Here is a 24,345-nt window from a genome sequence, read left to right as displayed (position 1 = left end):
GGCCGGGGGGGGGGGGGGGGGGGGGTGGGGGGTCGGGTGGGGGGGGGGGGGGGGGGGGGCGGGGGGTGTCCGGGGGGCCCCCCCGGGGGGCGCGCGGGCCGGGGGGGGGGCCGCCCCGCTCCTGGTTACGGTGGTCGGTCCTGCGGTGATGCGGGCTCCTTCGTCTCCCGGCGGCTGGGCCGGGCTCGGTGTGCCTAGAGGTGTGCGAGCTTGTAGAGCACGGGAGCGGCTTCCCGGAGGACGGCCCACTCCTCATCGTCGAGCCCCTGGGCGAGCTCGGCGAGCCAGACGTTTCGGCGCCGACGACTCTCCGTGAGGATCGTCTCGGCCTGCTCGGTGCTGCTGACGACCACCTGACGGCGGTCCTCGGGGTGCGGCTCGCGCCGCACCAGCCCCTTCTCCTCCAGCATCGCGACGATCCTGGTCATCGAGGGAGGCTGCACGTGCTCCTTCCGGGCGAGCTCACCCGGCGTCGCCTTCCCGCACCGGGCGAGAGTGCCCAGTACCCCCATCTCGGTGGGACTGAGCGACTCCTCCACCCGCTGGTGTTTGAGTCGTCGGGAGAGGCGCATCGTGGACGACCGCAGCTGAGAGATCGCTGCGAGGTCCTGCTCGGACATCTCGGGCATCTCTTTAGCTTACGTCATTACTCTCGCTAAGGAAAAACGGGTTCCCACCGCGCCGGAAGATCGGCCCGGTGCCATATTGGTCATGGGGTCACCGCTCCCGACCCCGGGAAGGGCCGATCAGCCATGTCCGACGTCGCTTCCGAACAGTCCGCCCCGCCCGCGCAGGCACCACCGCCCGCGCAGGCCCCGCAGGCCCGACGGGCCCCGCAGTCCCCGCAGTCCCCGCAGTCCCCGCCGGACGACACCGGCTTCGCCCGGCTCGCCATGGTCACCATCGACTGCGCCGACCCGGTCGCGCTGGCCTCGTTCTACGGCGAGCTGCTCGGCTGGGAGACCCGGCACGTGGACGAGCACTTCGCGATCCTGGACAACCCGGAGGGCGGCAGCCCGCTGGGCTTCGGACGGGTGACCGGCTACCGGCCGGAGCCGTGGACCGAGCCGGACGGCAGCAAGCACTTCCACCTCGACTTCTACGTGGACGACCTGGAGGAGTCCACCGCGAAGGCCCTCGCGCTCGGCGCGACCGAGCCCGACTACCAGCACGGCCGCACCCTCAAGGTGCTGATCGACCCGGCAGGCCACCCGTTCGGGCTCGCCCCGCTGGAGTAACCGACAAAAGGGCCGGGGGGCGGTGCGCAGGCGGTGTCAGGGCTTGGTGCCAAGATCATGCAGACGGCGTAAAGGTCCATCCTGACCTGGGACTTCACGAAAACCACGAACCTTGTGCGACCAGTGGGTAGTGGCTACTGTCCCCGCTGTCAGGTGCACCACACGCCAGCCCCCCTCTCGGCGAAGCCGTCCCGTGCCCGTTTCCCGCACGCCCTCCCCGGCCGTCCGGCCTGCCGCTTCCGTCCGAGCCCTGGCGTCCGCAACCCATGTCCAGGGAGCCCAATTGGGAGAGATCCATCATGCCGACCACGGCTGGGTGACACCGGCGGTCTCGTACTTCGTCGCCTGCCTCGGCGCCTTCGTCGCCCTGCGCAGCGCCCGCTGGGCACTCGTCTCGCAGGGCCGCAGCCGGATCGCCTGGCTGCTCTTCGCCTCGACCTCGCTCGGGGCCGGGATCTGGTCCATGCACTTCATCGCGATGCTCGGCTTCTCGGTCAGCGGCGTCGAGATCAGCTACCAGCCGGGGCTGACCGTGGTCAGCCTGCTGGTCGCCGTCGCCATGGTCGGCGTCGGGCTGTTCACCGTCGGGTACTGGCGCAGCCGCCCCCTGCTGGCCCTGCTGATCGGCGGGCTCACCACCGGGCTCGGGGTCGCGGCGATGCACTACCTGGGCATGGCCGCGATGGTCCTGCCCGGCTGGCTCGGCTACGACCGCACCACGGTGGCGCTGTCGGTCGGGATCGCGGTGTTCGCGGCGACGGCCGCGCTCTGGGCCGCGCTGAACATCCGGGGCACCCTCGCCGTACTGGCGGCGGCGCCGGTGATGGGCGTGGCCGTCTGCGCCATGCACTACACCGGGATGGCGGCGCTGTCCGTCCGGCTGGACCCCTCGCACTCCACCCAGGGCGGCGTGATGGCCCTGCAGTTCATCTTCCCGCTCGGGGTCGGGCTCGGCTGCTACGTCTTCTTCGGCTCGCTGGCCTTCGCCGTCTCGCCCAGCAAGGCCTCCACCCGGCCGCTGCTGGCCGGCCCGGCGGCACCGCTGCCGCCGCGGACGCCCCGGGTCCCCCCGCAGCAGCGGCGGTCGATGACCGAGGCGCGCGCCCGGCGCTGAACCCCGGGCAGCAGAGCCCGGACAGCGGAAGAGCACCGCGCGGCGGGAGAACCGCGCAGCGGAACACCGCACAACAGGACGTCCGGCCGGGTTCCCCACCCCGGCCGGACGTCGTCGTGTCGGGCGCGGTTACTCCGGCTTCCCGAGCAGCCGCGTCAGGTGCTCCGGCGTGGCCACCGGGCAGACCTTGCGCACGAAGTCCCGTCGCAGCGCGTGGTACGGCTCGCCCGCCCGGTAGAAGTTGGCGTGCATCCGGCGCAGCTCCTCCGCCCGGTACTCGGCCAGCGGCTTCGCCTCCTCGTCCTCGGCACGGCGGCGCTTCTTGTCCACCAGCCGCCCGGTGAGTTCCGCCGAGTCGGCCAGCCGCGCGGCCTCCCGGGCCACCCAGCGGCGGAAGTCGGCCGCGTCCCCTCCGGCCGTACGGTCCACCAGGCCGATCCGGCGGGCGTGTCCGGCCCCGACCGGCAGCGCCTCGGTGGTGAGCCGCTCGGCCTGCTCGGCACCGACCCGGGCCGGGAGGGTGTACGTCCAGTACTCGGAGCCGTACAGGCCCATCAGCCGGTAGTGCGGGTTGAGCACCGCCGAGTCGCGGCACCACACCTCGTCGGCGGCGAGCGCCAGCATCAGCCCTCCGGCGGCCGCGTTCCCCGCCAGCGCGGCGACGGTCAGCTTGTCGCCGGTGGTCAGGATCGCCTCGACCAGGTCGTCCATCGCGTTGATGTTCTCCCAGGACTCCAGCGCCGGGAAGGCCGCGCCCTCGATGACGTTGAGGTGGATCCCGTTGGAGTAGAAGTCCCGGGGCGCGCCCAGCACCAGCACCGAGGTGGGCCGGTCGGCGGCCTCGCGGTAGGCGGCCAGCAGCCGGCGGCACTGTTCGGTGCTCATCGCCCCTCCGGCGTAGGCGAATTCGAGGAAGCCGACGTCGCCCTCCTCCCGGTAGCGCAGCTCCGACCAGGTGTTGCGGCGGGCGGCCTGCGCCGGGGTCACCGGCACCTCGCGGACCCGGTGCAGCTCGTCGGCCAGCACCGTGGCGGCCGGCAGCTTGAAGGTGACCGGGCCGCCGGGGGTGCGGCGCGGGCGCAGCTGCGGGATCCAGACCGCGCCGTCCACGGTGGCCCGGCAGATCGCGCCGTCCCGGGTGGCCAGGACGGCGCCGGGCACCGGACCGCGCAGCTCGTCCTCGGGGTGGCCGCCGTGCAGGAAGAACTCGCGCCCGTACAGCTCGTCCAGCACGCCGGGCTGGGAGTCGGCGGCGCGCAGCTTTCGCAGCACGGTGGCGGTGTCGTCCTGCTGCCAGTCGATCCGGCGCGCCTCCTGGCGGAGGAACGGCCGCAGTTCGCCGCGCACGTCGGGGCGGGTGTAGTCGAGCGGTTCGGGGGTGAACAGCCCGCCCTCGTAGCGCTGGACGGCCAGCAGGACGGCCTCGACGGCGGCGTCCGCGACCTCGCCGCGGTACAGCTCGCTCTTGCCGCAGTCCGGGACGGCGAATTCGACGGACGCCCAGATGTCACCGGCGTCCATCTCCTCGACGGCCTGCAGCACGGTGACGCCCCAGCGCCGGGCGTCCTCGGTGATCGCCCAGTCGAGCGAGGAGGGGCCTCGGTCGCCCTTGGGGCCCGGGTGCACGATCAGGACCGTCCGGCTGGACCAGATGTCCGCCGGGACGGCCCTGGTGAGCATCGGGCAGATGATCAGCTCCGGGTCGACGCGGGCCACGGCGTCCCTCATCTGGTCGTCGCCGAGCGCGAGTTGGACGGCGACCTGGTGGCCGCGCTCGCGCAGCTCGGTGTGGACGCGCTGGGTCAGGCTGTTGAACGCGGTGGCGATCAGGAGAATGCGCACAGGGGGCCTCCGGGCAGGGACTGCGGGTCGCGCGGAGGCGATGAAACCAGGGCATGGACACGTAATGGTCACGTTCCGTGCCTCGGCGCTCTACCCTCACGCACCCCGCACACCTGTGACCCCGGCGTGGCCCCGCTTCGCCGGATCTCCCCAGCCCCTCCCCTGGGTTGACCCGGGAAACGTCTTGCGGATCCCCGCTCCGCCCTACCGCGGGAACGCCCGCCGGGCCCGCCAGGTGGTGTGCTCCCGGGAGACCGCGTCCTCCGCCTCGGCGGCCAGCCGGGCCCAGCGCGCCTCGGCGTCCGGCGCCTTGAGGTCGAGGTCGGAGAGCTGGTTGCCGACGTTCTCCAGCTCGCGCGCGGCCAGCTGGTAGGCGGCGGCCAGCGGGCGCAGCTGCTTGAGCTGCGTCCAGGCGATGATCGCGGCGGCCGCGGCCGAGCTGGCGCCGAAGATGTGCACCTCCAGGGCGCCGGTGGCCTGGGCGATCGCCGCCGCCGCACCGATGATGATCAGCGTCGCGATGCCGAGCCCCCAGGAGACCGCCTGGGACTCGCAGGACTCGGCCCGGGAGCGGTACCAGGTGCGCTGGCCCTCGACCCGGGTGCGCAGGTAGAGCGTGCGCCGGGCGGTCAGGCTGTCGGCCCGGGCGCGCCGCATCTCCTCGGTGATCTCCGGGACGCTGCCGGGCGGCACGATCTCCGGGTCCTCGAAGGCCCGCAGCACGTCCTCGACCTGGAGCAGGTAGCCGCGGTCGGCGTCCGCCGACTCGGCCTCGCCGTCGAAGGGCCGGGCCCGGACGCTGTACTTCCAGGCCAGCGTCTTGACCGACTCGGCCGCCGCCCGGGCCTCGTACCACCGGCCCTGCGGGTCGCTGCGGCGCAGCCGGGACCAGAAGTAGCCGGCGACCAGGAAGGCGGCCACCGAGAACAGTGGCTTGATATCGCTGTCGCCGTGGTGGTCCGGCCCCGGGAGCGAGCCGATCAGCGCGGCGACCACCAGCATGGCGATCAGCCCGCGGTGCCAGCGGAGCGTCTCGCGCTGTCCGTCCAGCGAGGCCTTGTCCGCCCGCCAGAACAACTCCGGCAGCAGCCGCGCCTCGACTCCCCCGGGCGGATCCTGTTGCACCATCGGTCGAGTCCCCTCCCCGTCTCCGTCCAGGCAGTATGCCCCCCGCCAACTGCCCTACACAGTCGCCTTTTTGACACCTTCCGCCGGTCGCCGATTGCCCCGCCCGTGCGTAACCGATACAAACGGTTACATGCCGTTGCACTGGAAGCTCGTCATCGACTGCGCCGACCCGCACCGCCAGGCCGCCTTCTGGGGCGCCGCCCTCGACTACACCGTCGAGGACCACAGCCCCCTGATCACCCGCCTCCTGGGCGCCGGCGCGATCACCGCGGACGCCCTCACCGAGGTCGACGGCCACCCGGCCTGGCGCACCCTCGCCGCCGTCCGCCACCCCGAGGACGAGCACGACCCGGCCTCCGACACCGGGCTGGGCCGCCGCATCCTCTTCCAGGCCGTCCCCGAGGGCAAGGAACCGCCCAAGAACCGCCTCCACCTGGACGTCCACCCCGGCCCGGGCGAGCGCGCGGCCACCGTCGCCCGCCTCGAAGCCCTCGGCGCCACCGCCCTGCGCGAGGTCGAGGAGCCCGGCGGCGAGTGGACCGTCATGCGGGACCCGGAGGGCAACGAGTTCTGCGTCCACTGACCGGCCCGCCGGGAACGCCGAAGGGTCCTCCCCGCGGCGCGGGGAGGACCCTTCGGGTCCGTCCGGCTCAGAGCAGGCCGAGGGCCGGCATCAGGTAGTAGAAGGCGAACACCGCCGCCACCACGTAGAGCGGGGCCGGCACGCCGCGGCCTCGGCCGGCGGCCAGGCGCAGCAGACAGAAGGCGATGAAGCCGAAGCCGATGCCGTTGGTGATCGAGTAGGTGAACGGCATCATCACGATGGTCAGGAAGGCCGGGATCGCGATGGTGTAGTCCGCCCAGTCGATCTCCTTGATCGAGTTGGCCAGGATCAGGAAGCCGACCGTGACCAGGGCCGGGGTGGCTGCCTGCGCGGGGACCATGGTGGCGAGCGGGGTGAGGAAGAGCGCCACCACGAAGAGCAGACCGGTGACGATCGACGCGAAGCCGGTGCGGGCTCCCTCGCCGACGCCGGCCGTGGACTCGACGAAGCAGGTGTTGGCGGAGGCGGAGGTGGCGCCGCCGGCCGCGGTGGCGATGCCGTCGACCATCAGGATCCGGTTGATGCCGGGAAGGTCGCCCTTCTCGTCGAGCAGGTGGGCCTCGTCGGCGACGCCGAGGATGGTGCCCATCGCGTCGAAGAAGCAGGACATCAGGACGGTGAAGACGAACAGCACGCCGGTCAGCACGCCGACCTTCCCGAAGCCGCCGAACAGGCTGACCTTGCCGACGAGCCCGAAGTCCGGGACGGCCACCGGGTTGCCGGGCCAGGTGGGGACGGTCAGGCCCCACTTGAGCGCCGGGATGTCGGCGACCTTGTCGATCACCAGGGCGAGCACGGTGGAGGCCGCGATGCTGATCAGGATCGCGCCGGGCACCCTGCGGATCACCAGGACCAGGGTCAGCACCAGGCCGAACACGAAGACCAGAACCGGGAAGCCGAGCAGGTGCCCGTTGCCGCCGAGCTGCAGCGGGACGGTGGTGTGGGCGGCGTCGGGGACGCGGCTGACGAAGCCGGAGTCGACCAGGCCGACCAGGCTGATGAACAGGCCGATGCCGATCGCGATGGCCTTGCGCAGCCCGAGCGGCACGGCGTTCATGACCCGCTCGCGCAGACCGGTGGCGACCAGCAGCATGATCGCGAAGCCGGCCAGCACCACCATGCCCATGGCGTCCGGCCAGGTCATCCTGGGCGCGAGCTGGAGCGCGACGATGGTGTTGACGCCGAGGCCGGCCGCCAGGCCGATCGGCACGTTGCCGATCACGCCCATCAGCAGGGTGGTGAGACCCGCGGTGAGGGCGGTGGCGGTGACCAGCTGGGCGCTGTTCAGGTGGGTCCCGGTGACGTCCGTGGCGCTGGCCAGGATGATCGGGTTCAGCACCAGGATGTACGCCATGGTGAAGAAGGTGGCGACACCGCCGCGGATCTCGCGCGGCAGGGTGGAGCCCCGCTCGCTGATCCGGAAGTAGCGGTCCAGGGCGCCGTCGGGGGGCATCGGCGTGGGGGCCGCGGGTTCGGGCGACTCGGTGGTCGGCTGGACCACAGGCATGCGTGCGTCCTCTGTGGGGGAGCTGAGGAGGGGGAGAACGCCCGTGGCGACGGTGGCCGGGCGTGGAGCTTCAAGTATGGTTTCCCGGTCGCACACGCGCTATCTTCGCGCGTAGAGCCCGGGTGGCGTCGATCGGGCTCCCACCGCGCCCCCGAGCCCGCCGCGCACCGTACGCTAGGCCCCATGCCCAAGACGCCGCTGCACCCCTCGCCCCCTCCGCTGGAGGCCAACGACGTCGCCATCGTCGGTGGCGGCACGGTGCTGTGGTTCGCCGCCTTCCTCGCCCTGCTCCCCTTCCAGGGCACCCTCTCCGACCACGGTCACGGCACCTGGCCCTGGATCTGCCTCTCCGGCGGCCTGCTCGGTCTGATCGGCCTCTGGTACTGCCGCGCCCGGCGGGACGCGATCGCCCGCAGCCGCGCCGTCGAGGCGGCCGCACGGGAAGCCGAGAACGACGGCGGGGGCCCGGCCACCCGGTCGGACTGAACGGTCCTTTAGTAGCACGCACCGGACATGAGGCGCCCGTAGAGTCGGTGCCATGACGCAGCCTGCCCAGCCCGCGGAAGAGCAGCCGAGCGACGGATCCCGCGTCGGCGGGGCGCACCCGCTCGGGCTGCTGCCCGGTCGGCGCGGCGGCCTCACCGCCGCCGAGGTGGCCGAACGCGTCACGAAGGGGCAGGTCAACGACGTCCCGGTGCGGTCCAGCCGGTCCGCCGGGGAGATCGTCCGGGCCAACGTCTTCACCCGGTTCAACGCCATCATCGGCATCATGTTCGGGATCATCCTGATCGTCGGCCCCATCCAGGACGGCCTGTTCGGCCTGGTCATCGTGGCCAACACGGCGATCGGCATCTTCCAGGAACTGCGCGCCAAGAAGACCCTGGACAGCCTGGCGCTGATCGGCGAGGCCCGCCCGCAGGTCCGCCGGGACGGCGGCGTCCAGCAGGTCGCCGTCTCCGGGATCGTCCTCGACGACACCGTGCTGCTCGGCACCGGCGACAAGGTGATCGTGGACGGCGAGGTCACCGAGGCGGACGGCCTGGAGATCGACGAGTCGCTGCTCACCGGCGAGCCCGACCCCGTCCTCAAACAGCCCGGCGACCAGGTGATGTCCGGCAGCTTCGTGGTGGCCGGCGCGGGCGCCTTCACCGCCACCAGGGTCGGCCGCGAGGCCTACGCGGCCCAGCTGGCCGAGGAGGCCAGCAAGTTCACCCTGGTCAAGTCGGAGCTGCGCAGCGGCATCAACAGCATCCTGCGGTTCATCACCTACCTGCTGATCCCCACCGCCCTCGGCCTGATCATCAGCCAGCTGGCCGTCGAGGGCCGCGACTGGCGCGAGGCCGTGCGCCGGATGGTGGCCGGCATCGTGCCGATGGTCCCCGAGGGCCTGGTCCTGCTGACCTCGGTCGCCTTCGCGATCGGCGTGATCCGGCTGGGGCGCAGGCAGTGCCTGGTCCAGGAGCTCCCGGCGATCGAGGGCCTGGCCCGGGTCGACACCGTCTGCCTGGACAAGACCGGCACCCTCACCGAGGGCGGCATGGACGTCGTCGACCTGCGGGTGCTCTCCGACGGCGAGCCCGCCCCGGTCGACGAGGGCGCCATCGAGCACGCGCTCGCCGTGATGGCCGGCGCCGACGCCCGCCCCAACCCGTCCATGCAGGCCGTGATCGACGCGTACGGGCGCGGCGAGGGCCCGGGCCCGGGCGGCAACGGCTGGCGGGTGATCGAGGCGATGCCCTTCTCCTCCGCCCGCAAGTGGAGCGGGGTGCAGCTGCTGGAGCCCCAGGGCGGCGAGGCCAGCTGGCTGCTCGGCGCCCCGGACGTGCTACTGCCCGCCGAACACCCGGCGCTCGCCGAGGTGGACGAGCTGGGCGCCCAGGGCCTGCGGGTGCTGCTGCTCGGCCGCACGCCCGTCCCGCTGGACTCCCCCGACCCGGCCTCCGGACTCGTCCCGCTGGCCCTGGTGGTGCTCCAGCAGCGGCTGCGCGCGGACGCCGCCGACACCCTGCGCTACTTCGAGGGGCAGAGCGTCCGGGCCAAGGTGATCTCCGGCGACGCGGCCGTCTCGGTCGGCGCGGTCGCCGGGCACCTCGGCCTGCCCGGCGCGGACCACCCGCTGGACGCCCGCACCCTGCCCGAGGACGCGGACGAGCTCGCCGAGACCGCCGACCGGACCAGCGTCTTCGGCCGGGTCACCCCCCAGCAGAAGCGCCTGCTCGTCGGGGCCCTCCAGTCGCGCGGCCACACCGTGGCGATGACCGGCGACGGCGTCAACGACGTGCTCGCGCTCAAGGACGCCGACATCGGCGTGGCGATGGGCACCGGCTCGGACGCCACCAAGGCCGTCGCCCAGATCGTGCTGCTGGACGACTCCTTCGCCACCCTGCCCTCGGTGGTCGCCGAGGGCCGCCGGGTGATCGGCAACATCGAACGGGTGGCCGGGCTGTTCCTGGTCAAGACGGTGTACTCGGTGCTGCTGGCGCTGCTGGTGATCTTCACCCACTCGCCGTACCCGTTCCTGCCCCGGCACTCCACCGTGCTGTCCACCCTCACCATCGGCGTGCCGGCCTTCTTCCTCGCCCTCGCCCCCAACAACGAGCGGGCCCGCACCGGCTTCGTGAAACGCGTGCTGCGGCTGGCGGTCCCCGGCGGAGTCATCGCCGGCACCGGCACCTTCGTCGCCTACTCGCTGGCCCGGGCCAACCACGCCACCGACCTCGAGGCCGACACCAGCGTGGCCACCCTGACGCTCTTCCTGATCGCCATCTGGGTCCTCGCCATCGTCGCCCGCCCGTACAACTGGTGGCGCCTGCTGCTGATCGGCACCATGGGTTTCGCCTTCGCCCTGGTGCTGGTGGTGCCGTGGCTGTCGAACTTCTTCCAGCTCTCCCTGGTCGGTGACCGCGACCCGTGGACGGGCGTCGCCATCGCGCTGGTCTGCGGCGTGGTCCTGGAGACCGCCTGGGCGTGGATGAAGCGCCGCGGCTTGGAGTGACGACCGAGGGCGTGTCCGGCGATTCCCGCCGGGCGCGCGATCGCGAATCGTCGGACACGCCTAGCATCACCCCGAGAGGGGGTGCCGAATGGCGCGCAAGGGTGGGGAACTGGAGGCGTTCATCGCCTTCCTGGGCGGGCTGCTGGCGGCCGGGCTGGCGGCGCTGGCGATGGCGGGCATCGGCCTGGCGGTCAGGCCGACGCCCGCGCTGAAGTCGGCGGCGCTGGTGACGCTCGGCGCCATCTGGCTGACCGTCACCACCACCGTCTACCTGCGGATCAAGCCGCGCAGCAGCTGACCCCGGTCAGCCCTCGAAGTCCCGGGCCGCGGACAGCTCGTACGCCCGGTCCGGCTCACTGAGCGCCGCCAGCACCTCGAAGCGCCGGTGCCACTGCCCGACCGACCAGGCCAGGCCCGCCGCCAGGCCCTCCGGGGTGGCGGCGTGCAGCAGGCCGGGCACCGGCGGGACCTCGAACTCGTCGTCCTCGTCGGCGGCTTCGGCCAGCTCCGGGTCGTACGGCGGCTCCGGGACGTCCGCCTCGGGGTCCCACCGCCAGTCGACCGCGGCCTCGCCGCCGTCCGGCCCGACCACCAGCAGCTCCTCGTGCTCCTCATAGGCGACGGGGCAGCCGGGCAGCAGCTCCCGCACCACGGCCGGGACACGGTGCAGCACGCCCTCGGAGAGCACCCGTCCGCCGGCCACCTCGCTGGCCAGCGACACGTGCAGCCGCTCGGCGAGCTCCGCGGCGAGCGCCGGGGCGACCGGCAACAGCGGGTACGGGTGAAGCAGTTGGACCAGGTCGGGGGCGTCGGCGACGACCGCCTCGGTGGCGTCCACCACCACCGTGCGGTCCGGGCGGCGCCCGGTGGCCGGGTCCAGCGGCGGCAACGCCCTTACCACGTCCAGCGGTTCGATCCGTTCGCGGTCGACCCTCGCCAACGCGCTGTGGATGCCGTGCAGTTGGCGGTGCCCGACCTCGGCGGCCGGGTCGGTGAGCCGGTCCAGCACCTCGTCCGGGCCGTGCACCTCGGCGAGCAGCGCGGCCAGCGTGGTGCGCACCCCGAGGGCGTGCAGGAACTGCTCGTCCAGGGTGGTGCGGGCCTCGTCGTACAGGCCGCGCAGCAGCGGGTCGGCCCCGGCGGCGCGCAGCCCGGCGGGCTCGCGGCCGCCCAGCACCGGGTGGTCGCGCAGCCACCAGGCGGTGTACGGCGGCAGGTCGGCGTAGCTGCCGTCCGGCAACAGGGTGCGCACCGGGTTCACCACGGCGTCCCGGTACGGCGGGCGGGCGAGCGCGGCGAGCGCCTCCGGCCAGGCGTCGTCGTCCACCAGGTCGAGGTCCCGGACGGCCAGCAGCTCGGCGGCCACCGGCGGCACGCCGACCGCCTCGTCGGCGTGCAGCGCCTCCAGGGCGTCCTCGGCCCACTCGGCGAGCCCGTCGGGCGCCTCGTCCAGCAGCCCGGTGGGGTGGCCGCCGGCCGCCCGGTCGGCGGGCACGGTCGGGTCGAGCCGCTCCAGGTCGTCCGGGTCGAGCACCACGTCCTCGGCGCGCACCAGCACGAAGTCGGCCAGCACACCGACGGCCGTGAGCACCTCGGGGCCCCAGCGCTCCAGCAGCTCGTCGTCCACCCAGCCGGCGTCCTCCTCCCGGGCGAGCGCGGCGAACGGGCTTCCGGGCAGCACCAGTTCGCCCGCCCGGGCGGGCTCGCCCTCGTCGTCCAGCAGTGCCAGCCGGGCCAGCCAGGGGTGCTCGCCGGGCGCCGGGGCGGCTGCCTTCACCAGCGCCAGCACGGCGTCGGCCAGTTCGAGCGCGGCGTCCAGGTCGTCGTCGGCCAGCTCGTAGGAGCGGGCGACGGCGGCGCGCACCTCGGGGGTGTCCAGCACCCCGGCCGGGGTGGCGGTGCCGGCGCCCAGCTTGGCCAGCAGCGGGTGGGCGGCCTCGGGGTGGGCGAGGCGCAGGTCGAGCGCGGCGAGCGCCCCGGCCAGCGACTCGGGGTAGCCGGGGAAGGCCGCCCAGTCGGCGTCCCCGGAGGGCAGCAGCACCCGCCGGGGACCGGTGACGGTCCGTCCGTCGGCGAGCGGTACGGGCAGTGCGCCCAGCGCCTCCGGGTCGGCCGCGCCGAGCGCCGCGTACAGGTTGCGCCACCAGGCGGGGTCGCGGTCCAGCCCGCCGAGCTGGTCCACCACCTCGGCCAGCGGCACCCGGCGCACGTTGAGCACCCGCAGCTCGGTGCGGCGCTCCAGACCGGCCGGCAGCAGCCCAGGGAAGATCGGCGCGAGCGCCTCCACCACCGAGCCGTCCGCGCCCTCCAGCAGCGTCGCGTCCCGGGGCCGCAGGGCGGGCGTGCCCTCCTCGACGCCGCCCGGGTGCGGCAGGAACGGGGTTCCGGGCAGCCGGGACAGCACCGCCCCGCGCAGCGCGTTGTCCAGTGCGCCCTGCCCCAGCGGTCCGGGGACGAGCCCGAGCGAGCCGAGGTCGGCGCCGCGGGCGCGCAGCAGGTCGGCGTAGCTGTCGGCGGCGCGCTCGGTGAGGAAGTCGGCCAGCGCGCCGGAGGCGATGTGCCGGCGGGTGGAGTCCAGCGGGTAGGAGGCGATCAGCAGCGCGGGCAGGCCGATCGGCTCGTCACTGGGGGTGGGCGCGTGCAGCACCGGCGCGATGGCGGGCCGCTGCGGGCTGCCGTCCTCCTCCACCGGGACGGCCCAGGTCACCGTCCAGTACGGGCGGGCGCGCTCCTCGGTGGGCCGGTCGGCGAGCAGTTCGGCGTCCAACCGGCCGGAGGCGCCGGCGGTCTGCCAGACCGTCCGCCGCAGCCGGCCGCCCGCGTCGTCGGTGACGGTGACCTCGGTGACGCCGTCCGGGCGCGGCTCGGCGGCGCTGCGGGTGAGCATCCGGGTGCCCTCGGGGGTCTCCACCACGACCTCGGCCAGCCCCGGCAGGGTGAGCAGCAGGGCGTCGTCGATCCCGGCCAGCAGACGGCGGGTCAGGTCCTCGGCGGCGGCGTCGCGCAGCGGCAGCACCACCACGGTGTCGTAGCCCTCGGGCGCCGGGCCCTCGGCCGCGAACGGCAGTCGCAGCAGCGGCACGTGGCCGTCCCGGGCCCGCAGCTCGTCGGCCAGCGCGGGCTGCGCCGCGGCGAGCGCCCGGGCCTCGCCCAGCGACCAGCGCACCCCGCCCGCCGCGCCGAGCACGGCCGGCTCGTCGGTGACGGCGAGGACGGCGGCGAAGCCGACGCCGAACCGGCCGACGGCGGGCTCCTCGCCGCGCTTGGAGGAAGCGCGCAGGGTGGACAGCGACTCGACGGCCGCCGCGTCCAGCGGGGCGCCGGTGTTGGCGGCGGCCAGCACGCCGTCGGCCAGGGTCAGCCGCAGCCGCCCGGGTCCGCGCCCGGCCCGCACCGCCGCGTCGGCCGCGTTCTGCGCCAACTCGACCACCAGGCGGTCCCGGTAGCCGCCGAGCGCCAGTTCCTCCTCGGCGTTGGCGTCCTCCCGGAACCGGGCCGGCGAGGCGGCCCAGGCGTCCAGCACCCGCCGGCGCAGCGCGGCGCTCCCGAACGGATCCGCGAGGTGCTCGTCCGCGCCGCTGCCGATGATCCGAGGTTCCACTGGACCTGCCGCCTTCCGCCGCCCTGTACGTCGTAGGGCATTCTTCCCTGCCGCACCGACTGCTCCCGACCACGGCCCGCGCCGACGGCGGCCACGACCGGGATTCCGCAGGTGGGAAACGGCGAACGGGACGGGACGGCAGCGGCCGTCGGCCGGCATCCCACCGGCCGGTCCGACGGCCCGCCCTGCCGCCGTCCGAGGGCTGGGGGTCCCCGCGGACGGCGGGAGGGCCGGGGGCTCCGCGACGGGCGGGCGTCCCCACCCGGAGGAACGCCGCGGCCCGCCCCACCGGTTCAGTGGGACGGGCCGCGGAGGGACATCAGGAGTGGCCGAGCTCCTCCGCCGGGGCGTCCGGCTCGACCGAGCCGGAGGCGCGGTCCGGGTGGAGCTGCAGCGGCTCGACCACCAGCTCGTCCAGGATCAGCTCGGACGGCGCCGGCGGGGCCGGGATGACGGCCGCCTCGGAGTGCCCGCCGCAGCCGTACGCGAAGGAGACGATCTGGCCGTCGGCCGGCCCGAACTCGTTGCCGCACACGCCGAAGGCCTGTCCGAGCGAGCCGCCGATCGGGATCAGGAAGCCGCAGCTGCCGCACGCGGCCGGGGCGGCCTGCGCCATCGGCGTCTGCGGGCCGTGCGCCTTCTCCCAGCGGTCGGCGGCCAGGTGCAGGCCGAGCCGGGAGAGCACCCGGCTGCGGCCCATGCCGAGCTCGTCGGCGACCGCGTTGATCTGGGCGCGGGCCGGGGCGGGCTGGACGTGCGGGTCGGTGACGACCACGTCCTCCTCGGCCGCGAGGGCGACCACGGAGTTCGGCGCGGGCTCGTCCTCGCCGCTCCAGCCCGGCTCCAGCCGCACGTCGTCCGCACCGGTCGGCAGCAGGTCGCCGGGGCCCATGTCACCGGGGCGCAGCCGCTCGCTCCACGGCACCCACTCCGGCGCCAACACCGCGTCCGGGCCGGGCAGCAGCACGACCTCGTCCAGCGTCACGTTCTTGGCGCGCGGCGCGCGGGCCACGGTGACCGCCCAGTGCCAGCCGCGGTAGGCCGCGTCCAGGCACTCGAAGTTGTGGGTGACGACGCGGTCGGCGTCCGCCTGCACACCCAGGTGCGGCCCGACGGCCTCCGGCCCGACGGCCTCCTCGGCTGCCTGACGGGCGAGTTCGACGGCCTCGGCACAGAGCCGGTCGGGGGTACGGCTTCGCATCGCAGCACTCACGGCGTCGATTCTCTCCCAGTTCTTCTGTCGCCCACGGCGTGTTGCCTTCTCCGTCGCGGCTCGGTAGTCCCTCGTCCATTCTGCGCGACCCGGGGCCGCCGCGGGTACCGGCCGCGCCGCTCGTCCGGCCTGCCGGCGCCCCTGCGCCCCGGCGGGCGGACCCTGGGGCAGGCTACCCGCCGGTCGGTGCCCCGGCACAGTCCGGGGCGGAGCCGACCCTTTCGGAGGCCGCGCCGAGCGGCCCCCGATCCCGCGTTGCCGCGGCGAATCTGGGGCAGGATGGGCTTGTGGCGGACGACAACCCGTCGCAGCACGCACTGCGCGCCCGGCGGGCCGACGGCCCCGACGAGGCGGACGCGGCGCCGCGACAGCAGCCTCCGGTCCCCGCTGCGGGCGAACCGCAGCCGGCGGACGGCATCGGGGCGTCCGGTTCCCGGGTCAGCCTGGAGAAATCGGCTCGGCCGGCGATCCCGGAGATCCCGGAGTTGCCGGAGGTCCCGGAGTTGCCGGAGGTCCCCGAAGGGCCGGAGGGCAGGGGCCCGACCGAGGAAGCCCCCGAGCCCAGCCGCCACCTCCTGGTCCGCGCCGCCTCCGCCGTCGGCCTGCGCACCGGCAAGCTGGTGCACGGCACCGGGCGCCGGATCCGCCGGGCCACCTCGGCCGAGGGCGCCGGCGAGTCGGGCCTGGCGAAGCTGATCGAGCTGCACGCGCTGAACTCCTTCGGCGACATGCTGATCACCATCGCGCTGGCCTCCACCATCTTCTTCTCCGTCCCGACCGGCGAGGCCCGCGGCCGGGTCGCCCTGTACCTGCTGATCACGATGGCCCCCTTCGCCCTGCTCGCCCCGGTGATCGGCCCGCTGCTGGACCGGGTGCCGCACGGCCGCCGGGCGGCCATGGCGATGTCGATGCTGACCCGGGCCGTGCTGGCCTGGACGATGGCCGGGGTGGTCTCCGGCGGCGGCATCGCGCTCTACCCGGAGGCGCTGGGCGTGCTGGTGGCGTCCAAGGCGTACGGGGTGGTGCGCAGCGTGGTGGTGCCCCGGCTGCTGCCGCGCCGGCTGTCCCTGGTGAAGGCGAACTCGCGGGTCACCCTGGCCGGGCTGCTGGCCACCGGCGTGGCGGCCGGGGTGGGCGGGGCGCTGCACCTGATCGGGCCGGGCTGGCCGCTGCGCGGCGCCTTCCTCGTGTTCGTGATCGGCACCCTGATGGCCTTCCACCTGCCGCACACGGTCGACTCGGCGAAGGGCGAGCAGCGGGCCGTGCTGCACGCCGACCTGCCCGGCGAGGGCGAGGGCTCCCACCTGCTCCACCACCGGCCCCCGAAGGTCAAGGCCTCGCTGCGCACCGTGGGCCCCTCGGTGGTGCTGGCGCTGCGGGCGATGGCGGGGATGCGGTGGCTGATCGGCTTCCTGGTGTTCTTCCTGGCCTTCCTGCTGCGCACCGATCCGATCGGCGGCCTGCGGCCGACCCTGGCACTGGGCCTGGTGGCGGTGGCGGCCGGGACCGGCAACGCGCTGGGGTCGGTCCTCGGCTCCTGGCTGCGCACCCGCGGCCCGGAGGCGACGGTCACCGCGATGCTGCTGCTGGCGACCTGCGTGACGGCGGCGGCCGCGCTCTGGTACGGCGTGGTGACGGTGGTCCTGGTCGCCGGGGTGTCCGGGACGGCGGCCTCGCTGGGCAAGCTGGCGCTGGACGCGCTGATCCAGCGGGACGTCCCGGAGGCGGTGCGGACCTCGGCGTTCGCCCGTTCGGAGACGCTGATGCAGCTGTCCTGGGTGGCGGGCGGCGCGGTCGGCATCATGCTGCCGCTGAACGGGGTGCTGGGCCTGTCGATCGCCGCCGCGGTGGTCGGGCTGGTGCTGGTGTGGACGGGCCACTCGCTGCTGCGGCTGGGCCTGCGGCGTCACCCGTCCGCGCCCCGGGTGGCGTGAACCGGCCGGTCCGGCCTGAACCGGGGGCACGGACAACACGCGGTGGCCGACCCCGGCGCAGCGTGATCGGCCGGGCCCGGTAGATTCTGACGCATGAGCCTCAATACCCGTGTCATCGCCGCCCTCGGCGCCGTCGTCGTGGTCGGTGCCGCCACGGTTGGCACCTCCGTCGCGGTCGCCTCCGGCCAGACCGAGCACAACTCCCACCGGGCCACCCTGACGGTCGGCACCACGTCGATGGCGGCGGACCCGTTCTGCTGGAACGGCGGCAGCCCGCTGACCGACGACCAGCAGGACCAGTGCAAGGCCAATGCCACGAAGGCTCTGAAGGCGGGCTCGCTGCCCTCCTCCGACGTGGTGCCGAGCGACCGGATCGGCGTCGGCGTCAGCCCGAACGTGGCCGAGACCGGCTGGTGGGCCTCCACCAACGGCGGCTCGAGCGCCCAGGGCGGGCAGACCAGCCTCTTCTCGTACGCCCAGGGCCCGACCTTCTCCGGCCTCCAGACGGCCGGCTCGGTGCTGAACGCCAGCGGCCACACCCTGGTCACCGTGGTCGAGATCGACAAGAAGGCCGAGGCCCCGATCGCGGTCTGGTACTTCCAGCTGAACGGCAAGAACGCCCAGGACGTCAGCAACAGCTGACACTCCCGCGATGACCGCGCCCGTCGCTGACGCGCACCCCGGGCAGCCGGGCCCCGAACGGGCCCGGCTGCTCGTCGTCGTCGCGGTGCCGGTCGAGGCCGAGGCGGTGCTGCGCGGCCTTCCCGGCGGGGCCGACGCCGTGCCGCTGCCCGGCGGGGTGCTGCACCGCTGCGCGGGCGCGCCGGTGGACGTCCTGGCCGCCGGGGTCGGACCGGCCGCCGCCGCGGCCGCCGCCTCCGCCGCCCTGGCGGCCCGCCCGTACGGCCTGGTCGCCTCGGCCGGGATCGCCGGCGGGTTCGCCCCGCACGCACCGGTCGGCGCCACCGTGGTGGCCGACGCGATCGTCGTCGCCGACCTCGGCGCCGAGACCCCCGAGGGCTTCGCCGACGTCACCGAGCTGGGCTTCGGCACCGTCCGGCACACCCCGCCCCCGGCCGCCGTCACGCTCGCCGTGAAGGCGCTCGGCGCACGGGACGTCGACGCCGTGACCGGCCCGGTGCTGACCGTCTCCACCGTCACCGGCAGCGCCGAGCGGGCCGCCGCACTGGCCGCCCGTCACCCGGGCGCCGCGGCCGAGGCGATGGAGGGCTTCGGCGTGGCCGAGGCCGCCGCCCGGTACGGCGTACCGGCCTTCGAGCTGCGCACCGTGTCCAACCCGGTGGGCCCGCGCGACCGGGCCGCCTGGCGGATCGGCGAGGCGCTGGCCGCCCTGGAGCGGGCCTTCGCGGCCCTGCCCGTACCGGAACTGATCGAGGAGGCCGGCCGTGGCTGAACGGCTGAGCATCGCGTACTCGCCCTGCCCGAACGACACCTTCGTGTTCCACGCCTGGGCGCACGGCGAGGTCCCCGGGGCGGACGCCCCCGAGGTGACCTTCGCCGACATCGACGTCACCAACGGCCTGGCCGAGCGCGGCGAGCTGGACGTGCTGAAGATCAGCTACGGCGCGCTGCCCTGGGTCCTGGACGAGTACGCCCTGCTGCCCTGCGGCGGCGCGCTCGGGCGCGGCTGCGGCCCGCTGGTGCTCACCCTGCCGGGCGTCGGCTCCCCCGCGGAGCTCGCCGGCAGGACGGTCGCGGTGCCGTCCGAGCGCTCCACCGCCTACCTGCTGTTCCGGCTCTGGGCGGCGCGGGCGGTGCCGGGCGGCTTCGGCGAGATCGTCGTCCTGCCGTTCCACGAGATCATGCCCGCCGTCCAGGACGGCCGGGTGGACGCCGGTCTCGTCATCCACGAGGCGCGCTTCACGTACCGGCAGTACGGCCTGCACAGCCTGGCCGACATGGGCGAGGCCTGGGAGCGGGAGACCGGCCTGCCGATCCCACTGGGCGCGATCGTCGCCAGGCGCTCGCTGGGCGCCGAGCGGCTGCGCGAGCTGGCCGCGACGATCCGCACCTCCGTGCGGCAGGCCTGGGCGGATCCTTCGGCCAGCCGGGAGTACGTGCTGGCGCACGCCCAGGAGATGGACCCGGCCGTCGCCGACCAGCACATCGGGCTGTACGTGAACGAGTTCACCGCCGACCTCGGCGAGGAGGGCTACGGAGCCGTCCACGCGCTGCTCACCCGGGCCGCCGCGGAGGGGCTGGTGCCCCCGCTCGACCCGGGTGCGCTCGCGTTCCCGTCGTAGGGCGGGTCGGACCCGCCCCGGGGACCGTTCAGACGTCGAACTGGTCGGCCACCGCGCGCAGCAGGCCGGCCAGCTTCTGGCCGGTCGGCTTGGCCGGATAGCGCCCGCGCTGGAGGCCGGGCAACACCGCGTCCAGGGTGGTGATCAGGTCCTGGACGATCGGCGCCATGTCGTCGGCGCTCCGGCGCTGGGCGGCGGCCACCGAGGGCAGTGCGTCCAGCAGCTGAACGGCCATCGCCTGGTCCCCGCGGTGGCCTGCGACCACGCCGAACTCGACCCGCTGGCCCGGCTTCAGCACGGTGACACCGGCGGGCAGCGCCTTGGTGTGGACGAAGACGTCGCCACCGTCGTCGCGCGACAGGAAGCCGAAGCCCTTCGTCTCGTTGAACCACTTGACCTGGCCGGTGGGCATCTCGAACAGTCCTCGAATGGGTGTGAGGGATCCCGGCCCTGGCCGGGGATCACTGGGTGGGGTGGAAGAAAGACGGCCGACCTCGACTCGGCGCCCGCGGGCGCTCACGCCGGTGCGTTTCCAGGAGCAGACTAACGGTCCGTCACTGCCTCATCCGCGTTCCGCGATGACGGTTCCGCGTTCCGAGGCCCGCCGGAGGCGACGGGAGCGCGGGGATCTCGCGGTCACCGGCGACCCGGCACTGGCACGGCCGGGGCGCGGTTGGGCGCTGTCCATCGGCTCACACCCCCGGGTCTGAGGACACGGGACGCACCTGTAGCGCCCCTCGGCACCCCGTGCATACCCCCGCCCAGCAGGGATCAAAACGCATCGCTGCCGGGAAACTGCGCAACGTGACCGAGCCGCTCCGGTGAGCCGCCGCGCCGGGCGTTCTGTCAGACTGGACGGCGCAGACTGGGGCCCGCACCGGGCGGCCCGGCGCAGCATCGAGGAGTGAGCGGACGTGAGCAGCCAGAGCGCCGACCCCGGCGACGTGTACGTCAAGGCCGGGACGGTCGTCTTCGGCCTGGGCGCGCTCGCCACCCTGGTCACCTTCGTCCCGCTGTTCCTGCACCTGACGCCGCTGCCGACGGCCATGTACTGGCTGAGCATGCTGATGCCGGCCGGGTTCCTGGCCGCGCTGGCCGGGCTGTTCGTGAACGCCCGGGCGCAGCGCCGCCGGCTGGAGCCCCAGCGGCCCGCCTGACAGCCCCTGAGGCCTGACGGTCCCTAGTTCGGCCCGAGGTGCGAGTCGAGCCACTCCGGGAAGCCGGTGAGGTCCGCCAGCACCACGTCCGCCCCGGCCGCGCGCAGTTCCTCCGCGCCGTACGGGCCGGTGGCCACGGCGACCGCGACGGCCTCCGCGTGCCGAGCGCCCACGATGTCGCCGAGGTGGTCGCCGACGTAGATGCTCGCGCCGTTCTCCCGCAGCGCCTCGCCCTTGGTCTCCGCCCAGAGGTCGCCGATCACGGCGTCGGCCTTCAGCCCGGCGTGCTCGAGGTGGAGGCGGGCGTTCGGCTCGTACTTGCCGGTGATCACCGCGATCCGGCCGCCGCGGGCGCGGACCGCCTCGACGGCCGCGTGGGCGCCGGGCAGCGGCACGGTCGGGGCGAAGGCGTGGTCGCGGTAGAGCTCGCGGTAGCGGTCCACGGCCCGCTCCACCTCGTCCTCCGGGAACCAGTTGCGGATCTCGTCCCGCAGCGGCGGGCCGAGCCGGGTGACCACGAGGTCCGCGTCGATGGGGGTGCCGGTCTCGGCGGACAGCGCCCGGTACGTGGCGTGGATGCCCGGCCGGGTGTCCAGCAGCGTCATGTCGAGGTCGAAGCCGACGGTGAGCGGGGCGGTTGGGGTCGCAGGCATGCCGTCAGGCTACCGAAGCGGCACGGGCCGCGACGAGGCGATTTGCCCCGCCCCCGCGCGGAACTTAGGTTTACCTGAGTTGTCCGCGGAGAGGGCTCATGACCGACACCACCGCACCACCGGGCAAGCGGCGGGCACCCCGTCACCGGATCCTGTGGCTCGCCGCCGCACTGGCCGTCCTGGCCGTCGCGGTACTGCTGAGCCTGGCGGTCGGCAGCCGCGACGTGCCGCTCTCCGGGACCGTCAGCGCGCTGCTGCACGGCGGCGACTCCGCCGACGCCGTGGTGATCCGCGAGCTGCGGGTGCCGCGCACCGTCGTCGGGCTGGCCGTCGGCGCGGCGCTGGGCCTGGCCGGGGCCGTGATGCAGGGCCTGACCCGCAACCCGATCGCCGACCCGGGCATCCTCGGCGTCTCGCAGGGCGCGGCGGCGGGCGTGGTGGTCGCCATCTCCGGCTTCGGGGCCTCCACCCTCACGGGGTACGTCTGGTTCGGCTTCGCGGGCGCCGTGATCGCCACCGTGCTGGTGTACGGCCTCGCCGGGCGCGGCCGGGGCGGGGCCACACCGATCAAGCTGGCGCTGGCCGGCTCGGCGATGTCCGCCTTCATCGCCTCGCTCAACACCCTGGTGCTCACCACCGACGCGGCCACCATGGACCAGTTCCGCTTCTGGCACGTCGGCTCGCTCTCCGGCCGGACGGCGGACGTGGCCTGGCAGCTGCTGCCCTTCCTGGCCGCCGGCGCCCTGCTGGTGGTGGCGGTGGCCCGCGGGCTGGACGCGCTGGCGCTCGGCGAGGACACCGCCAAGGGCCTGGGCGCCAGGACCGGCGCGGTGCGGGCGGTCGGCGCGCTCGGCGCCACCGTGCTGACCGGCTCCGCGGTCGCGGCGGCCGGCCCGATCGCCTTCATCGGCCTCGCCGTCCCGCACGCCGCCCGCGCCGTGGCCGGCGCCGACCACCGCTGGATGCTGGCCTTCTCCGCCGTCCTCGGCCCGGCGCTGCTGCTGCTCGCCGACACCCTCGGCCGGGTGCTGTTCCCGCCCTCCGAGGTCCCGGCCGGCGTGATGACGGCACTGGTCGGGGTGCCGGTCCTGGTCACCCTGGTCCGCCGCCGGAAGGTGGTGGCGGCATGACCACCGTGTCCCTCCGTGGCTACTCCGCCGTCCGGGCCGGGCGCGCCTCCTTCCTGCTGCACCGGCGCTCGGCCCTCGCCGCCGTCGGGCTGCTCCTCGTGCTCGCCCTGACCGTGGTCGCCTCGCTCTGCCTCGGCGAGGCGACGGTCTCGCCGGGCGAGGTGGTCAGGGTGGTGCTCGGGCAGCCGAGTCCGGACGAACTGGTGGTCGGGGAGTTCCGGCTGCCGCGCGTGGTGGTCGGGCTGCTGGTCGGGGCGGCGCTCGGGCTGGCCGGGGCGCTGGTCCAGACCGTCGCCCGCAACCCGCTGGCCAGCCCCGACGTGGTGGGCGTGACCTGGGGCGCGACCGTGACGGTGGTCGGGCTGACGGCGTACGGCGTGGTCGGCTCCGCCGGGCAGGCCCCGTACGCGGCGGTCGGCGGCGGGCTGGTGGCCGGGCTGCTGGTGTACGCGCTGGCCTGGCGGCGCGGGCTGCACGCCCAGCGCTTCGTGCTGATCGGGATCGGGATCAGCGTGGCACTGTCCTCCCTGACCTCGGTGTTCCTCACCAAGGGGGACGGCTTCCAGGCGCAGGCCGCGAAGGTCTGGATGACCGGCAGTCTGAACGGGTCCGGCTACGACCAGGCGGCCTGGCTGGCCCGGGTGCTGCTGGCGGCCCTGCCGGTGGCGCTGTGGGCGGCGCGTGCCCAGCGGTCGATCTCCTTCGACGACGCGACCGCCGTCGGCCTCGGGCTCCGACTGGACCGGATCCGCCTGGGCATGGCGCTGCTGGGCATCGTGCTGGCCTCCTGCGCCGCGGGCGCGGCCGGGCCGGTGGACTTCGTGGCGCTGATGGCCCCGCAGATCGCGCTGCGGCTGGCCCGGTCGGCGCAGGTCCCGCTGCTCTGTTCGGCGCTGACCGGCGCGCTCGTCGTGGTGCTCGCCGACCTGATCGCCCGGCGCCTGCTCGCCCCGACCGAGCTGCCGGTGGGCGTGGTGACCGGCATGGTCGGCGCGCCGTACCTGATGTGGCTGTTGATCCGTTCCCGCCGCGGGGGTTCCTGATGACCGCGAACACGACCGTGAGCACGCACCGCCTGGAGGCCCGGGGCCTCACCCTGGCCTACGAGGCGCGCACGGTCGTCGAGGGGCTGGACGTCAGCATCCCGGACGGCCGGGTGACCGTGATCGTCGGCCCGAACGCCTGCGGCAAGTCGACGCTGCTGAGGGCCCTCGGCCGGCTGCTGAAGCCCGTCCGCGGCACGGTGCTGCTCGACGGCGAGGAGCTGGCGCGGATCCCGACCAAGCGGATCGCCCAGCGGCTGGGCCTGCTGCCGCAGTCGCCGGTGGCTCCGGAGGGCATCTCGGTGGCGGACCTGGTCTCGCGCGGGCGCCAGCCGCACCAGAGCTGGTGGCAGCAGTGGTCCCCGCAGGACGAGGCGGCCGTCGCCGAGGCGCTGGAGCGCACCTCCACGGCGGAGCTGGCCGAGCGCGGCATGGACGAGCTGTCCGGAGGCCAGCGCCAGCGCGCCTGGATCGCGATGGCGCTCGCCCAGGACACCGACATCCTGCTGCTGGACGAGCCGACCACCTACCTGGACATCGCGCACCAGGTGGAGGTGCTGGACCTGGTCCGGCGACTGAACGTGGAGCGCGGCCGGACCGTCGTCGCCGTGCTGCACGACCTCAACCAGGCAGCCCGGTACGCCGACCACCTGGTGGCGATGCGGGACGGCCGGGTGGTCGCCGAGGGCGCGCCCGGGGAGGTGGTGACGGCGGACCTGGTGCGGGAGGTGTTCGGCCTGGACTCGGTGGTGGTGCCGGACCCGGTCACGGGCACCCCGCTGGTCGTTCCGGGCGCTCCGTGGGCGGCGCGGGCGGAGCCCGCGCACGCCGTGGACGCTGTGGACACCGCCGAGGCTTAGCGGCACTTCCCGTCCGATTTCGGACATAATCGACGCGCCCTTCCTGTTGCCGCGTCACCCGA

General features: G+C 74.5%; 22 protein-coding genes. 14 read left to right on the top strand and 8 right to left on the bottom strand.

The annotated features are described in order from the left end of the window. Positions 1-194 precede the first annotated feature (194 nt). A complete protein-coding gene (locus ACH4J0_RS35270) occupies positions 195-629 on the bottom strand; it encodes a MarR family winged helix-turn-helix transcriptional regulator (RefSeq protein ID WP_030287092.1) in 435 nt (144 codons plus the stop codon). Between the two features lie 123 nt (positions 630-752). On the opposite strand from ACH4J0_RS35270, the gene ACH4J0_RS35265 reads away from it, so the two are divergent. Both ACH4J0_RS35265 and ACH4J0_RS35260 read left to right on the top strand, forming a co-directional pair. Beyond that, a complete protein-coding gene (locus ACH4J0_RS35265) occupies positions 753-1,238 on the top strand; it encodes a VOC family protein (RefSeq protein WP_396245192.1) in 486 nt (161 codons plus the stop codon). A 283-nt stretch (positions 1,239-1,521) separates the two neighbouring features. Next, positions 1,522-2,352, top strand: a complete 831-nt coding sequence (locus tag ACH4J0_RS35260) for an MHYT domain-containing protein (protein WP_396245190.1) — start codon at positions 1,522-1,524, stop codon at positions 2,350-2,352. Positions 2,353-2,481: 129 nt separating this feature from the next. Here ACH4J0_RS35260 and ACH4J0_RS35255 read toward each other — a convergent pair whose 3' ends face one another. Next, entirely contained in the window at positions 2,482-4,194 is a 1,713-nt protein-coding gene (locus ACH4J0_RS35255; protein ID WP_396245189.1) for a hydrogenase maturation protein, read from the bottom strand. 204 nt (positions 4,195-4,398) lie between these two features. Beyond that, positions 4,399-5,322 (bottom strand): DUF4231 domain-containing protein, encoded by a 924-nt coding sequence (locus tag ACH4J0_RS35250; RefSeq protein WP_396245188.1) that lies wholly within the window; start codon positions 5,320-5,322, stop codon positions 4,399-4,401. 130 nt (positions 5,323-5,452) lie between these two features. Between ACH4J0_RS35250 and ACH4J0_RS35245 the strand changes: the two genes are divergently transcribed. Continuing rightward, positions 5,453-5,905 (top strand): VOC family protein, encoded by a 453-nt coding sequence (locus ACH4J0_RS35245; RefSeq protein WP_396245186.1) that lies wholly within the window; start codon positions 5,453-5,455, stop codon positions 5,903-5,905. A gap of 67 nt (positions 5,906-5,972) precedes the next feature. Here ACH4J0_RS35245 and ACH4J0_RS35240 read toward each other — a convergent pair whose 3' ends face one another. Continuing rightward, on the bottom strand, positions 5,973-7,379 hold the full coding sequence (locus tag ACH4J0_RS35240; RefSeq protein WP_396245204.1) for an NCS2 family permease: 1,407 nt from the start codon (positions 7,377-7,379) through the stop codon (positions 5,973-5,975). Positions 7,380-7,616: 237 nt separating this feature from the next. Between ACH4J0_RS35240 and ACH4J0_RS35235 the strand changes: the two genes are divergently transcribed. The 3 genes from ACH4J0_RS35235 to ACH4J0_RS35225 all read left to right on the top strand — a co-directional run bounded on the left by ACH4J0_RS35235 (position 7,617) and on the right by ACH4J0_RS35225 (position 10,726). Continuing rightward, positions 7,617-7,919, top strand: coding sequence for a DUF2530 domain-containing protein (locus ACH4J0_RS35235; RefSeq protein ID WP_396245185.1), 303 nt, complete (start codon positions 7,617-7,619; stop codon positions 7,917-7,919). A gap of 52 nt (positions 7,920-7,971) precedes the next feature. Beyond that, the gene (locus ACH4J0_RS35230) at positions 7,972-10,428 is read left to right on the top strand and encodes an HAD-IC family P-type ATPase (RefSeq protein WP_396245184.1); all 2,457 of its coding nucleotides are present in this window, start codon (positions 7,972-7,974) and stop codon (positions 10,426-10,428) included. 88 nt (positions 10,429-10,516) lie between these two features. Then, positions 10,517-10,726 carry a hypothetical protein gene (locus tag ACH4J0_RS35225; protein WP_396245182.1) on the top strand — a complete coding sequence of 70 codons (210 nt, stop codon included), beginning with the start codon at positions 10,517-10,519 and terminating at the stop codon, positions 10,724-10,726. A 6-nt stretch (positions 10,727-10,732) separates the two neighbouring features. Here the strand turns inward: ACH4J0_RS35225 and ACH4J0_RS35220 are convergent, their stop codons facing one another. Together ACH4J0_RS35220 and ACH4J0_RS35215 are read right to left on the bottom strand one after the other, a co-directional pair. Beyond that, positions 10,733-14,029, bottom strand: a complete 3,297-nt coding sequence (locus ACH4J0_RS35220) for a sacsin N-terminal ATP-binding-like domain-containing protein (protein WP_396245181.1) — start codon at positions 14,027-14,029, stop codon at positions 10,733-10,735. Between the two features lie 319 nt (positions 14,030-14,348). Continuing rightward, a complete protein-coding gene (locus ACH4J0_RS35215) occupies positions 14,349-15,230 on the bottom strand; it encodes a DUF3027 domain-containing protein (RefSeq protein WP_396245202.1) in 882 nt (293 codons plus the stop codon). Positions 15,231-15,817: 587 nt separating this feature from the next. On the opposite strand from ACH4J0_RS35215, the gene ACH4J0_RS35210 reads away from it, so the two are divergent. The 4 genes from ACH4J0_RS35210 (at position 15,818) to ACH4J0_RS35195 (ending at position 19,440) form a co-directional block, all read left to right on the top strand. Continuing rightward, a complete protein-coding gene (locus tag ACH4J0_RS35210) occupies positions 15,818-17,176 on the top strand; it encodes an MFS transporter (RefSeq protein WP_396245199.1) in 1,359 nt (452 codons plus the stop codon). A gap of 93 nt (positions 17,177-17,269) precedes the next feature. Continuing rightward, positions 17,270-17,818, top strand: a complete 549-nt coding sequence (locus ACH4J0_RS35205) for a hypothetical protein (protein ID WP_396245180.1) — start codon at positions 17,270-17,272, stop codon at positions 17,816-17,818. Between the two features lie 10 nt (positions 17,819-17,828). Further along, the gene (locus ACH4J0_RS35200) at positions 17,829-18,590 is read left to right on the top strand and encodes a futalosine hydrolase (RefSeq protein ID WP_396245179.1); all 762 of its coding nucleotides are present in this window, start codon (positions 17,829-17,831) and stop codon (positions 18,588-18,590) included. Continuing rightward, the gene (locus ACH4J0_RS35195; RefSeq protein WP_396245178.1) at positions 18,583-19,440 is read left to right on the top strand and encodes a 1,4-dihydroxy-6-naphthoate synthase; all 858 of its coding nucleotides are present in this window, start codon (positions 18,583-18,585) and stop codon (positions 19,438-19,440) included. Before ACH4J0_RS35200 ends, ACH4J0_RS35195 begins: the two co-directional genes overlap by 8 nt. A gap of 28 nt (positions 19,441-19,468) precedes the next feature. Here ACH4J0_RS35195 and ACH4J0_RS35190 read toward each other — a convergent pair whose 3' ends face one another. Beyond that, positions 19,469-19,852, bottom strand: coding sequence for a cold-shock protein (locus ACH4J0_RS35190; protein WP_030289703.1), 384 nt, complete (start codon positions 19,850-19,852; stop codon positions 19,469-19,471). Positions 19,853-20,354: 502 nt separating this feature from the next. Here ACH4J0_RS35190 and ACH4J0_RS35185 point away from each other — a divergent pair. After that, the gene (locus ACH4J0_RS35185) at positions 20,355-20,597 is read left to right on the top strand and encodes a hypothetical protein (RefSeq protein ID WP_396245177.1); all 243 of its coding nucleotides are present in this window, start codon (positions 20,355-20,357) and stop codon (positions 20,595-20,597) included. 23 nt (positions 20,598-20,620) lie between these two features. Here the strand turns inward: ACH4J0_RS35185 and ACH4J0_RS35180 are convergent, their stop codons facing one another. Beyond that, on the bottom strand, positions 20,621-21,250 hold the full coding sequence (locus tag ACH4J0_RS35180) for an HAD family hydrolase (RefSeq protein ID WP_396245176.1): 630 nt from the start codon (positions 21,248-21,250) through the stop codon (positions 20,621-20,623). A gap of 98 nt (positions 21,251-21,348) precedes the next feature. Between ACH4J0_RS35180 and ACH4J0_RS35175 the strand changes: the two genes are divergently transcribed. The 3 genes from ACH4J0_RS35175 to ACH4J0_RS35165 are packed head-to-tail and all read left to right on the top strand — an operon-like array spanning position 21,349 to position 24,283. Continuing rightward, complete coding sequence (locus ACH4J0_RS35175) at positions 21,349-22,380, top strand: FecCD family ABC transporter permease (protein WP_396245175.1); 1,032 nt, start codon at positions 21,349-21,351, stop codon at positions 22,378-22,380. Beyond that, positions 22,377-23,423 (top strand): FecCD family ABC transporter permease, encoded by a 1,047-nt coding sequence (locus tag ACH4J0_RS35170; RefSeq protein ID WP_396245174.1) that lies wholly within the window; start codon positions 22,377-22,379, stop codon positions 23,421-23,423. The genes ACH4J0_RS35175 and ACH4J0_RS35170 overlap by 4 nt, the downstream gene beginning before the upstream one ends. Beyond that, complete coding sequence (locus tag ACH4J0_RS35165; RefSeq protein WP_396245173.1) at positions 23,423-24,283, top strand: ABC transporter ATP-binding protein; 861 nt, start codon at positions 23,423-23,425, stop codon at positions 24,281-24,283. Before ACH4J0_RS35170 ends, ACH4J0_RS35165 begins: the two co-directional genes overlap by 1 nt. Positions 24,284-24,345 lie beyond the last annotated feature (62 nt).

The sequence above is a fragment of the Kitasatospora sp. NPDC017646 genome (assembly GCF_044329365.1).
Lineage (GTDB): Bacteria > Actinomycetota > Actinomycetes > Streptomycetales > Streptomycetaceae > Kitasatospora.
The sequence above is the reverse complement of the archived record's forward strand: the minus strand, read 5'-3'. Positions and strand labels throughout refer to the sequence as shown.